10 protein-coding genes and 1 tRNA gene are annotated in these 12325 nt (G+C 57.4%); 6 read left to right on the top strand and 5 right to left on the bottom strand.

Translation table 11 applies throughout. The features are described 5' to 3' along the window. Window positions 1-9 precede the first annotated feature (9 nt). The 4 genes from ACR0B8_RS11960 to ACR0B8_RS11945 all read right to left on the bottom strand — a co-directional run bounded on the left by ACR0B8_RS11960 (window position 10) and on the right by ACR0B8_RS11945 (window position 4812). Entirely contained in the window at window positions 10-1134 is a 1125-nt protein-coding gene (locus ACR0B8_RS11960) for a calcium:cation antiporter (protein WP_171724798.1), read from the bottom strand. 15 nt (window positions 1135-1149) lie between these two features. After that, the gene (locus ACR0B8_RS11955; protein WP_226689269.1) at window positions 1150-2412 is read right to left on the bottom strand and encodes an MFS transporter; all 1263 of its coding nucleotides are present in this window, start codon (window positions 2410-2412) and stop codon (window positions 1150-1152) included. A gap of 70 nt (window positions 2413-2482) precedes the next feature. Next, window positions 2483-3556, bottom strand: coding sequence for an alpha/beta hydrolase (locus ACR0B8_RS11950; protein ID WP_170507290.1), 1074 nt, complete (start codon window positions 3554-3556; stop codon window positions 2483-2485). 227 nt (window positions 3557-3783) lie between these two features. Further along, on the bottom strand, window positions 3784-4812 hold the full coding sequence (locus tag ACR0B8_RS11945; RefSeq protein WP_170507292.1) for a DUF1214 domain-containing protein: 1029 nt from the start codon (window positions 4810-4812) through the stop codon (window positions 3784-3786). Window positions 4813-4906: 94 nt separating this feature from the next. On the opposite strand from ACR0B8_RS11945, the gene ACR0B8_RS11940 reads away from it, so the two are divergent. The 6 genes from ACR0B8_RS11940 (at window position 4907) to ACR0B8_RS11915 (ending at window position 12278) form a co-directional block, all read left to right on the top strand. Next, the gene (locus tag ACR0B8_RS11940; RefSeq protein ID WP_170507295.1) at window positions 4907-5977 is read left to right on the top strand and encodes an AraC family transcriptional regulator; all 1071 of its coding nucleotides are present in this window, start codon (window positions 4907-4909) and stop codon (window positions 5975-5977) included. Between the two features lie 524 nt (window positions 5978-6501). Next, the gene (locus ACR0B8_RS11935) at window positions 6502-7335 is read left to right on the top strand and encodes a hypothetical protein (protein WP_226689268.1); all 834 of its coding nucleotides are present in this window, start codon (window positions 6502-6504) and stop codon (window positions 7333-7335) included. Between the two features lie 180 nt (window positions 7336-7515). Next, complete coding sequence (locus tag ACR0B8_RS11930) at window positions 7516-7722, top strand: helix-turn-helix domain-containing protein (RefSeq protein ID WP_170782160.1); 207 nt, start codon at window positions 7516-7518, stop codon at window positions 7720-7722. A gap of 166 nt (window positions 7723-7888) precedes the next feature. Next, on the top strand, window positions 7889-9589 hold the full coding sequence (locus ACR0B8_RS11925) for a site-specific integrase (RefSeq protein WP_226689267.1): 1701 nt from the start codon (window positions 7889-7891) through the stop codon (window positions 9587-9589). Further along, on the top strand, window positions 9586-10629 hold the full coding sequence (locus tag ACR0B8_RS11920) for a tyrosine-type recombinase/integrase (RefSeq protein ID WP_170782162.1): 1044 nt from the start codon (window positions 9586-9588) through the stop codon (window positions 10627-10629). Before ACR0B8_RS11925 ends, ACR0B8_RS11920 begins: the two co-directional genes overlap by 4 nt. Then, on the top strand, window positions 10626-12278 hold the full coding sequence (locus tag ACR0B8_RS11915; RefSeq protein WP_480658703.1) for a recombinase family protein: 1653 nt from the start codon (window positions 10626-10628) through the stop codon (window positions 12276-12278). Before ACR0B8_RS11920 ends, ACR0B8_RS11915 begins: the two co-directional genes overlap by 4 nt. On the opposite strand, the gene ACR0B8_RS11910 is transcribed toward ACR0B8_RS11915, so the two are convergent. After that, window positions 12235-12311 (bottom strand) — tRNA-Met (locus ACR0B8_RS11910). The genes ACR0B8_RS11915 and ACR0B8_RS11910 overlap by 44 nt on opposite strands. Window positions 12312-12325 lie beyond the last annotated feature (14 nt).

The following is a 12325-nucleotide window of genomic DNA, read 5'->3' as shown; positions in this document are numbered from 1 at the left end:
TTGGCTCCGTCACGACCCGTCGAAAATCAGGAACACGTAGGCCATAAAGGCGGCCAGATGCACGACGCCCTGAAGCGCATTTGTGCGGGTTCCTACGAAGGTCAGAATGCTGATCCCAAGGGTCAGAGCCAGTAGCACGATCTCAGCGCCTCCCAAGCCGAGCTCAATCGGAAGGCCGACAAAATGCGCAGCGATCAGAACTGCGGGCACTGTCAGGCCGATTGTGGCCAGTGCTGAGCCAAGGCAGATGTTGACGGCCCGTTGCAGCTTGTTGGCGCGCGCTGCGTCCAGAGCAGCCAGCGCTTCGGGGGTCAGGATCATAGCAGCCACGAGGAAACCGCCAAGCGCAACGGGCGCGCCAAATTCCAGAAGTTTGAAGTCGACAAACAGCGCGAGCTTTTTGGACATCAGAACCAGTGGCAGCATTGCCAGAACCAGCCAGACCACGTGAAAGCCAACACTTTTGGTTTCGAGATGGTGCGCGTCCGATCCTGCTGTGGTTGGCAGTTCATCTGCGGGCTGGCGGAAGATTTCTGGTTTGCCGGCGGTCTGATAGACGAGGAAAATGCCATAGAGCACAACCGACATCCCGATCATAAACACTGTTTGCAGGGCAGAGAGGCCACCGCCGGGTGCAGATGTGGTGAAGCTTGGCAGCACAAGGCTTACGATGGCGACGGGAAGCAGGACCACGAGATAGGCATTGGCTCCCGAGAGGTTGAACACTTGCAGCCCATGGCGCAGGCCGCCAATCAGGAGGCTCAATCCAACCAGCCCGTTCATCACGATCATCAGCACCGAGAACATAGTGTCCCGCGCCAGTGTCGGGTTGTTGTCCCCGGTCAACATAACCGCTGTGATAAGCGCCACCTCGATGCCGATCACCGAGAGCGTCAGGATCAGTGTGCCATAAGGCTCACCGAAGATGACGGCCAGACATTCCGCGTGATGCACCACACGAAACACCGCAGCCAACATCACGCCAAAGATACCGCCCAGCAGCAGCCAGGACATGCCAGAGCCCATGGCGGCGGGCTTGATCAGATCACCGGCGAAGGTCAATGCGACAAACACCAACCAGATCAGTACCGTCGCTTTCTCCGCGCGCAGGATGTTTGAAGTAGAAAAAGTCATTTTGGGTCTCCTGCCTTAGCGTTTCTGGGTTGGTGCAGATTTGAGACTGTTGGTCTCTGCCGCCTTAAAGTTGGTTTGTTCAGCTTTTGCTGCAGGTGCGACCGTTTTGATCCGCACAACAACCAAGGCTGTGAAAGCGGCCATCACGATGGCGAGCATCCAGTTCATGGCCAGGTCGCCAAACACAGCCGAGACAACGCTTGTCAGGAGTGGGCCGATAATGCCGCCAATGGTGAACACAAAAAGCATGGTTACAGCACTCGATGCTACATAAACGGGCACGGTCCGGTCCATCGCATGCGCCAGCAAAAGCGCATAAAGCGTGAGCATCGATCCACCGAGCAGAACCAGACCGACAAATAGGAGACGGTAGAGGGGTGTTCCCACCAAGCTCGCATGGCGAACACCATCCCCGGTGGAAAAGAACGCGAAAATAAAAAGCGCGAAAGTTGCCACTGCGGAGGCGACCAGAATGACCTTCCGGCGGTCCATCCGGTCAGAGGCAAGCCCCAGCGGGTAGAGAAACAGGATACGCCCGACGTAGACCGCGCCCATTGCGATCGCTACGTCCACGGCGTCGACGCCCATGGTCGCCGCCCGATATGGCACAACATTCATGAAAACCGTGGAGACTATGCCAACAGCGAGCGCGCCAAAGGCAGCTGTGGGGGCATCTATGAAAAGGGCTTTTACACGCACATTGGCCCGCTCTTTGCCTTCCGGTGGCGTGCTTGGCGCGGCTGCAATCACGACGATGGCGAGACAGTACAGCAAAGACACCAACACAAAAGACTGGTTCAAATCGTCTGGAGTCACGATCACGATAACCTGGCTCAACACTGACATCAGGCCCAGGATGATGGCAAACACCGCAAGCAGGCGCCCGCGCGACGTCCCATCCACAGTTTCGCTGATCCAAGCGTCGCCGATGGCAAACAGCCCGGCTGTGGCGATGCCTGTCATAAGCCGCACAAACAAAAGGGTGGGCTCGTGATCTGTGACCGAAAAGAGCAAAGCCGCAGCCGTACAAATAGCGGCGGCCGCCGAAAAGGCGCGGATGTGGCCAATACTGGTGATCCAACCAGCAATGTAAAAGCAGCCAATCAGGAACCCCAGCGAGTAGGCCGCCGGTGCAAGCGCGGCGATTTCCTGCGAAGCACCGGTTTCCGCGAAATACAGGGCGACAATTGTGCCGGACGCCGCGGTCACCAGTTGGATCGCGGCAATAGCAATGAAGAGATATTTGAGAGTGTGAATTTGAGCGCTGAAACTGGGCATATGCGCACCTTTGAAAAAAATCCGGGATGGGTGCCCAAGGCAACTTTGTCGATTGCCTTGGGCCGTGGGCTTACTTCAGATGAAGGTCAAAGAAGGCGTTCAGCTCGCGCAAAGCATCCTGCGATTCCGGGGCATCGACCATGAAACCTGCGATGTAGTCGCCGTGCGCCTGACCGTCGTAGACGTGCAGTTCGGCGGCTACATCCGCATCCCGCATGGCGCGGTGCATCCGCACTGTATCGCTGAGCAACAGATCCCGCGTGCCGCTAAGGAAGATTGCAGGCGGCATCCCCTTAAGGTCGCCATAGACCGGAGAGAGATACGGATCGTCGGCGTTTTTGCCGCCCGCATACAGCTCAAAAGTGCCCGCGATTACGCCCTCATGCTGGCCAAGCGGATCAAGACCTTCGAGGGTTGTCCAGCTGTCAGACACATTGGCAAGATCGGTGGCGGGCGTGCCAGCCATGATCGCACCCGGCACCGGCAGACCTGCGTCCCGCAGTTGCAGATTTGTAGAAAGCGTCAGGTTGCCGCCCGCCGATGTCCCAAACATGGCGATTTTGGCTGGATCATAGTTCTGAGTGATCTCGCCCCAAACCGCAATCACGTCATCGGTTGCTGCCGGAAACGGGTGTAGGGGCGGGCGACGGTAATCTACAGAGATCACCTCCACACCCAGCCCATTTGCCAACCAAGCGGCCTCCATGATTGCCGCTTTGCCGCCGTTGAACACGAAAGCGCCGCCATGCACATGGACAAAAACGGTGTCGGCCCAACGCGGGTCGATTTCCTCAGGCGTGACGAGATATGTCGTAACACCCGCGATCTTACCAACACTGAAATTGGCTCCGGTTTTGGCCAACATCGCCTCGGCCCCTTGCGCAGACGCTGCATCAAATTGGGCTTGGAAAGACAGCCACTCTTCCAGTGTCTCCGGAACCGCCGGCATTCCTACGATCTCGCGCGAGCCAATCAACTCAGCCAATTCTGGGGATACGCCCACTGGGACAGGCACCGTGCGCTCTGCCAACGGCAAGCCATCGGTCGCGGTTTTCACAGGGGGTTCAGCGGCAAGGGCCGGTACCGAAAGCGCTGCAATAAGAGCAGTTGTCAGGGCAGTTTTCAGAACGGAACGACGTTTCATTTCAATCTCCTACGTTTTAGGTGTCCGTGTTTGTCTTTGATGAAACTGAGGTAATTTCGCGCCTTGCACCTTGCGACCCCCGAAAGTGATCATTTGACGACAAAACGGCGTCTGCTTAGGGCTTTTGTCTTGAAGCAGACCTGTGATGTGCAAACCAAGGGAGGCAGGTGGCAAAACAAAGCCCCGGTCGGACAATCGCCGACCGAGGCAATAGCGCGAAGCGTTGATCAGGATGTCTGATCAATCGGCAGGGCAATCGGGAAGGCCCAGCCATCTTCAAGGATCTCTGGACCCGGCTGATATAGGCGCACGACGTAGTTCCACCCGTCCATGATCGGCAAACAGTTCACCCGACCATCCTCACAATCTCCGAAATGTATGGTCACGGTGCCGTCCTCATTGGGAACGGAAGTCACGTTGTTGACCGAATAGGCCCCTGCGTCGTTGGGTACCATGTAACCGCTCGCATCATAGACTGTGACCGACCAGAAACCGTCTACAGGGACGTCGCCGACAGTCAGGGTGTGGGGAATGCTGCCATCGTTCCGATCCGGGAACTTGATGTCATAAACCGCCGCCGCAGGTGGGTTGCCGCCCCATCCGGCCGCCGCGCCGACCAAATGCGAGATTGGATTTACGGCGTCGGCCGTCCCAAACACCTCAAACGTGTTACCACTGAGCCCTTGCGCCAACGGAAGCAGCAGTTCGCGTGTCAAATCACGGGAGGCGGCGTCCCAGTTTGGTACCTCAAAGTGTCCGGCGTTAGACTGATATACTTCAATGGCGTCCTGAAGCGCGTTGGCCTCGGCAATGTCTGATGGGTCATTCTCGTCCGCGAACGTCCTGAACAGGACAGACATATAACGCGTGCCAACCTCCTTTTCAGTGAAATGATAGGTGCCCGCGTCATGAACAACGCCTACCACATAGTGATCCTGGTTGAGAATTAGCATGGACATAAAGCGTCCTTCGGAGTCTGGCAGCACAATCGAGGCGGGCTCGGTCAGATCGATCACGACGCCGGAATAAAGTGTATCGCGGTTCATCCGGATCACATCCTGCGCATCCAGTGGTACCGGTTCGCGGATATGCATCAACCCACCAAAGCCACCCAGATCGACAATGCGCTGATGATACATGTCGGTCTCAGCTCGCACAAAATTGGTCACATTCACCGTCACCGGGGCCTCCGCAAAAGCAGGCACGGCAAGGCCTGCGGCGGCAACGATGGCAAGGAAAGAGGATACCGTTTTCATTTCAATCTCCTTTGATGGTAAGAGCGCGACCGTTCCAATTTCGGTCGCTTTGTTTGGCTCATTCCTCAGGTAGGCGGCCAAGAATGGCGTTGGGATGGGCCAAACACTTCTCAAAGTGATCAATCGACGACATAGTGAGCGCGTGCGCGACCCGATGCAGAACTCAAGGGGTTTACTCCCGACACTCGACGCCCTGGACCAGATGGCGTCCCCAAGGCTCGTTGAACGTGCGCTCAAAGATGTTGGGTTAACCCGCACGGTGCTTGAAGGCCCTCCGGTTCCGCTGCCGATACGGTATCATGCACAGCTTCTGGAAACGATTTCCGGCAAAATTGGAGAGCGCCATCTCGGGGCGATCATGGCGAAAGACTTTGCCTACTCTTCTCTCAACCGGCCTGATCCGTTTTCGAGCTATGCGCTTGGGGCTTCTCGGTTGGACATCGCCCTTCAACGGGCCGCCCGGGCGCTGCCCTTTCTCCAACGAGGGACCCAAATTCGCACACGAACCGACGGAAATTGTCTGGTATTCAGTTTCGGGGTGCAATTTGAAAAGAGCATCGGGGCTCAATTGCTTGAGCAGGAAATTCCTTCGATCCTAATCGCTCTTGTGCGTCCCTACCTTGGGACAAGCTGGGTGCCAGATTGGGTCGAACTTCCGGCTGAGCACAGGCTTCAGAAAGTTGCATTTGCACGATTGCTCGGCACAGAAGTCCGGGCCAATGCAGATTTTCCGGGGATCGCAATTCCGATGTCGCAACTTCAGACGCCGACCCGCCTTGACGAAGGCGGACGCGTGCAAATGACGGCTGCAGGCATAGAGAGGTTGCGGTTGAACCGCCCGCCCCGCACACATGCCGAAACGGTACGCCAAGCGCTTCGCATGCAACTCAACAACGGCAGCGCCGCGGTCGACGATGTCGCGGCGGCGCTTGGGGTCGGGGTTCGGACATTGCAGCGTCAGCTTCGGATCGAAGATGTGACGTTCAAGGAGATCGCGCTGTCCGAACAAGTTAGTCGGGCAAAGATGCTCTTGAGTGAAAACGACCTGAACCTGTCTCAAATCGCCTTTTATCTTGGTTTCTCCGAGGTCAACAGCTTCCGGCGCGCGTTCCGCACCTGGTTTGGACAATCGCCGACACAGTACCGTTCTCGCGCATTCAGCTAAGCTGCGGCATAGCGATTAATTCATCGAAGTCTGTGTCTGCAGTTGCTGCGGCTCCTCTTTGATCTTTGGAATGCGTGGTGAAAGCACACAGACCTGCAATTGCAGGTCACTTTAGGTAGCCGCAAGCGGACATTAGTCCATCCTGCAGCGAAGGTCCATTTTCCGCCCGTTCACGACGAATGCTGTGCTGGTCCCTAAGGTCTACTTAGGGCTCGGTGCGGTCATTCGGTGTATTGGGTTCAATGTCTGCTCTAGCGGCAAAGCGACCGGTCACTCGGCAGGCGCATGTATCCACTACAGTGCGGTGTGCAGTCTGCTACCGAAATAGCGTTAAAACCGCCTTGGACGATCAAGCATTAGCTGGAGCACAAGCTGTTCTCTTCCTGTTCTATTGTTTATGTGCAACTTTTGGAGGGGTCGACTTGCTTCAACCGGCAAGCTTCCTCAGCAATCGGTACTGCCTTGATACACGTAAGCTTTTGGATGTGCGACCAGACCCTAGAATGTGCCAAACGGAGAACAACATGAGCGCTAACGCGGACAGCGGTCTGAAGGGCAATCGAGACGTTACAGATACTGAAGGTGACTATTCCATCTATCCGCACATGGATGGGATCAAAAGCTCGATGTCGTGGAAGCTTGGCTGTTATGGAGAACGCGGCGCTCTTTCCAAGGACATGATCGGGAGCTTGGCTGAACAGTTTGACCTGCCGACTAAGCTCGTACGCGAACTCTCTGTGTTTCTTGGGAACTGCCTCAATAACGACGACGACATCGCAATCAATCTGACTGAGGTCCGACGCTCGCAAGCGATTGAACGAGGTCAAAAGCACCTCAAGCAACTTTTGCGGAAAGCAAAACAGAGTTCCATTGGTCCCCAAGAACTCCGGAACGCATTGGGCTCGCTTTCGACTTATTTCGCGGCGACGCCAGAAGATGGAGACCTTCTTGACCAAGTCCTCGACAAGCTTGAGACCGCAACGACACTTACTCAGGATGTCATAGATGACATTCGGCACATCCTTGTGACCCCCGGCGCAGTTGCAGAGATGTCGCCCCGAGACAAGCGGTTCTCGCGCGACAAACGCCGTCAGTACATCGTCGAGAGCTGCTGTTACATCTGGAAAGATGCCGGTCGCCCTCTGACCTATACAACATACTCAGACGGGCGCCCCGGAGGACAACGGCAAGGTCCGCTCGTCAACTTTATCCAGGCTGTCGTGAAGATGATCACCGAGCCGGGGCAAATCCTGAGCGGTGAGACGATCCGCGTGGATATAGACGATTTTCGCGGCAAGCTTGAGCGTGAAGAGAAAGAGCGTTGGGCGCCGCCGGAATTGGCCAATCAATACACTTAGAAGGAGCAAGCCCGCGTTGTCATGGTCATGGCATGACACGCGTTCCTGCCATACCCCCTTCTGACGACCATGCGCACCGGCAGGTTGAGACAGCGATTGACCAGTTGGTCCGATTGCTGGCTGCCCAGGCAGTACGGGAACTGGGCCGGAACGCCTCTGACCAAAAGGAGGCGCATCAGGATGCCACAGATCAATGCCAAGAAGAGCCGACCCCGCAAGCTTTTGACGGTGAAGGACGTCGCTGAACTGGACAATTGCTCGGAGAAGACGGTACGCCGTGCGATTGCGGCAGGCCTGCTTGAGGTTATTCGGGTGGGCCCCGGCGGACGCCTCATCCGCATTGATCCGGCAGCTCATGCCGCCTACCGGCAGACACATTGCTGGTAGGAACTCACGTCTATTAATGTCCATTTATGTCAATGCGTTATGTGCATTTCGGGAAGAAGGCCAGCCCGTAAGTTTCTAACTTTTTGTGCTACGCTTTTCCCGAATCGGACCTCCTGTCCACACCCGTCCACCCGAGACCTGACATGTCCAAAGGAACGTAAACCCGATGACTAGCCAGAGCCCCGTTCCATTGACATTAGCCTTCGTCAAAGCCGACACACCGATGTTTGCCCAGCTCATAGACCAACTGCGCTCCGATAGCTCTCTGACAGACGGACGCCGCAGAGATATGATCTCCGGCCTGAGCCGTACGTCCAAAGCTCTTGGATTACCTCCAGAGGATGTACCCTGCGACAGCCGCTGGTTGCAGCCCCGTTTAGCCAATGTCTCACCGGCTGCGCTTGGTCTGACACCAAAGAGCTGGCAAAATGCGGTCAGTGATGCACGGGCGGCGCTCGCGCATTTCGGGCTGGTGGAACGGCGATACAACCGGATCGATGATCTGTCTCCCGATTGGCGCACGCTCTGGACGGATGTACTTGCGTCCGGTGACAAGACATTGCAACCCGCACTCTGCCGCTTCGTGCATTATCTGAACCGGCAAGGCGTCAAACCTGCCAATGTGTGCAAAGAGCATGCTCGGGCCTATCGAGTAGCGCTTGAGCATAACGAGATCAGCAAATCTCCTGATGTTGCACATCGTGCCGCGGTCAACGGCTGGAACCTGGCGGCTCGACGTATTTCACAATGGCCCAAGGCCATCCTGCCTCTGGAATCGCGTCGGAAGGTCATTGCATTTCCGGTGACCGCGTTTCCAGCGCCATTCCAAACTGCTCTTGCAAAGCTGATGCATCGTCTGTCCAATCCGGACCCGCTGGCAGATGACGGTCAGAACAGAGCACTCCGATCCGCGACCCTGTCTCAATACAAAAGACAGTTGGTTCGGTTTGCCTCCGAACTGGTTCATTCTGGCATCCCAATTTGCCACATTGGCGGATTGGACGTCCTGATCAATCCGACGATGGCTGAACGGGGTTTGCGCCAGATGTTATCGCGCACCAACAACCAGACCACAAAGATGATCAGCGAGATCGCCGCGCTGCTCCGCAACCTAGCCCGGATACTCAATGCACCCGATGACACCCGGGACGGGCTGTCGGGGCTTGCCGCGCGCCTGGCCGTCAAACCTCAGAATGGCATGACCCAAAAAAACCGAAGCCGGCTGCGGGTGTTGCAGGAGGACCGGCATCAGCAGCGCCTGCTGCTTCTGCCTGAACGAATTTTCGCGCGACCACGCGGCACGTCCAAACCGTATGGCTGGACTCTGGCACGCGAAGATGCGCTCGCCATCGCCATCTTGCTGGTCTGCCCAGTTCGCGTGAAGAACCTGGCTGACATCCACCTGGAAAGCCACCTGCACCGTCCCGGTGATGGCCGAGCCTACCTGGTTCTGGAAGACGGCGAGACAAAAAATGAGCGACCTGTCGAGTTCGAGATCCCGCGTGATTTATTGCGCATGATCGACGTACATCTCAAATCTCGCTGTCCGGAACTCTGCCCCGCGGGAACGCCTTGGCTGTTTCCCCGGAGGGATGGTCAGCATTCGGTTGATCCCGGCGTTCTGTCTGCGCGCATTTCCAAACGGATCCGGAAAGAAACGGGGCTGGAGATGAATGCCCACCTGTTTCGACATTTTGCGGTGATGAACTGGCTCGACGCCAATCCCGGCGGCTATGAGGTCGCGCGCCGGTTGCTCGGACATTCGGAGGTCAGCCACACCATCAACATGTACTCCGGTCTTGAGGCACGTTCGGCAACGCGTGCCTTCGCGGACCTGATAGACACGAAGAAAGGGTGCCGCAAATGAGCCTGGTTCTGCCTATCGCCAATTGGCCCGCGTCCGACCGGGATATGTGGGACAGGCTTCAGAAGGCGGCCGGACCGCTCGACGATTGCGGCGCCCTCGCTCATCTGCGCGCAACCTCATTGAAGACGCTGGAACTTCGCTATGCCCGATGGCTGCAATGGCTGATCACTAGTGATGCGGAGGCGATCACATTGCCTCCGGCTCGACGCGGGACCCTGCCGCGCCTTTCCGCTTGGCTTAGGGACCTCTCACGCACCCGGCCGATGACACGGTTGATGTTCATTGATGGCGTGTTGCGTATCCTCTCTGCAGCTGACCCGACGCAGGACTGGTCCGCTCAGCGGAAGTTGAAAGCGGGATTGAAGCGCGCTGCGGGTCGGGGTGATCGGGATCGCAAACTTGGGCGTGTGTTGTCCAGCGAGGTTCTATTCCGTGCAGGGCTGATTCTGGCGACGGGCCATGCAGAAGCGGCGCCAACACCGCTACGCAGTATGATGTGCCTGCGGGATGGCACCATGATAGCGATGTTGGCCCTGATGCCGATGCGGCGACGCGCCTTCGCGGGCCTTCGGATTGGCACATCCCTGTATGTCGCAGCAGACACGATGACCGTCGCGCTCCCCGGGGATCTCACCAAATCAGGGCATCCCTGGGAAGCTGATGTTCCCCAGAGCGTTGAGCCGCTCTTGCGCCGTTATGTCAACGAAGCCCGTCCCTTTTTTATGGAGCGTGGCCAACAGCATCACAATGTTCTGTGGGTTGGCCGGTCTGGCACTCCTTTGAAGAAAGACGCGCTGAGCCCCCGGATCGCGGAGCAGACACTGAAGCTGACGGGTCGCCGTATTCCACCGCATTTCTTTCGGGATGCTGCCGCGACAACCCTGGCCCGCTCTTCTCCAGAACACGCCAAGCTAATTCGACCAATTCTAGCGCATACGAGCTTCGGAACCGCCGAGCGCCATTACATCCACGCCCAGACAATTGAAGCGGGCCGCGACTACGCGGCTTTGATCGACCTAAAGAGAAAGGCCCGGCGATGACCCGAGTTGCAATCTATGCCCGTTTCTCCAGCCAAATGCAGAGAGACGCATCCATCGATGACCAAATGCGACTGTGCCGGGAACGTGCTGAGCGGGAAGGTTGGACTGTTATTGACGCCTATTCTGATCGTGCGGTCTCCGGCGCCTCCATGTTGCGCCCCGGTCTACAAGCCCTGTTCCATGCTACACAGGAAGGACAGTTTGATCTGATTTTGGCGGAAGCGCTGGACCGCTTGAGCCGAGACCAGGCAGACATCGCCGCGATCTTCAAACGTCTGAACTTTGCAGGTGTTGGCATCGTGACACTGGCCGAAGGTGAGATCAGCGAACTGCACGTAGGTCTCAAGGGCACCATGAACCAACTGTTCCTCAAAGACCTGGCCGAAAAAACCCGGCGTGGCCTGCGCGGAAGGGTCGAGCTTGGCCGTTCCGGCGGCGGCAACAGCTATGGTTACGACGTCGTCCGGCGTCTTGGGCCCGACGGCCAACCCGTCACGGGAGAACGAATGATCAACGCAGCGGAAGCTGCGATTATCCGGCGGGTATTACATGACTTCACCGAAGGGCATTCCCCGAAAGCCATTGCGCGCCGCCTGAACACCGAGGGTGTCCCCGGTCCCCGTGGCCAGTTATGGCGTGACACCGCCATTCGAGGGCACCGAGTGCGTGGGACGGGCCTTCTCAACAATGAGCTCTATATCGGCCGCCTGGTTTGGAACCGGCTGCGCTACATCAAGGACCCGGAGACCGGCAGACGTGTTTCCCGTCTCAACGATCCGTCCAAATGGTTCATCGCGGAGGTCCCTGAGCTGCGGATCGTCGGGGATGAACTTTGGGAGGCAGTCAAGCAGCGGCAAGGCGAGATCGAGGCTGATCCCCGCGTCAAAGCCATCAAGGAAACCAAGTTTTGGGAGAAGCGTCGCAAGAAGCACCTTCTGACAGGTCTTGCATTCTGCGGCACCTGCGGAGGGCCACTCGCCACTGTCGGGCGCGACTACCTCGCCTGCTCTGCCGCCCGCAAACTCGGTACTTGTTCCCATAAGCAATCCATTCGCCGCAATGTCCTGGAAGACGCCGTTCTGGATTTGCTTCGTCAGCGTCTGATGCAGCCCGATGCCGTGGCCGCTTTTATCAAGTCCTTCAGCGAAGCCGCCAACGCAGAAGCAGGCACAGCGGAGGTAGCCCGGACCCGTCTGCAATCCGAGCGGGTCAAAGCTGCGCGCAAACTGAATGGGTTTTATGACGCGATTGCAGAAGGCATTCGCACCCCAGGTCTTCAGGCCAGGCTTGAAGATCTCGAAGCGCAGATCGCCGATCTGGACGCAAAACTCTCCGAACCCGCACCGCCCCCGGTGCGCCTTCACCCTAACCTGTCGGAACTCTATCGCTCCAAGGTCGCAGATCTGGCGCAGGCTCTATCGGATCCGTCGATCCGTACAGGGGCCTTGGAGATTATCCGGGGCTTGATCGAACGTGTTACGGTCCAACATGAACGGGATGGCGTGCAGATCGAACTGGAGGGTGCCCTGGCAGCAATGATTGGGTTGGCCCAAAATGAACAAAGCCGCCCTGAGGCGGCTTGTGTGACACATTGTTCGGTAAAAGTGGTTGCGGGAGTAGGATTTGAACCTACGACCTTCAGGTTATGAGCCTGACGAGCTACCGGGCTGCTCCATCCCGCGTCAGTGTCAGATTT

The sequence above is a fragment of the Ruegeria sp. BH6 genome (assembly GCF_056538105.1).
This window is presented reverse-complemented; position numbering and strand designations above follow the sequence as displayed.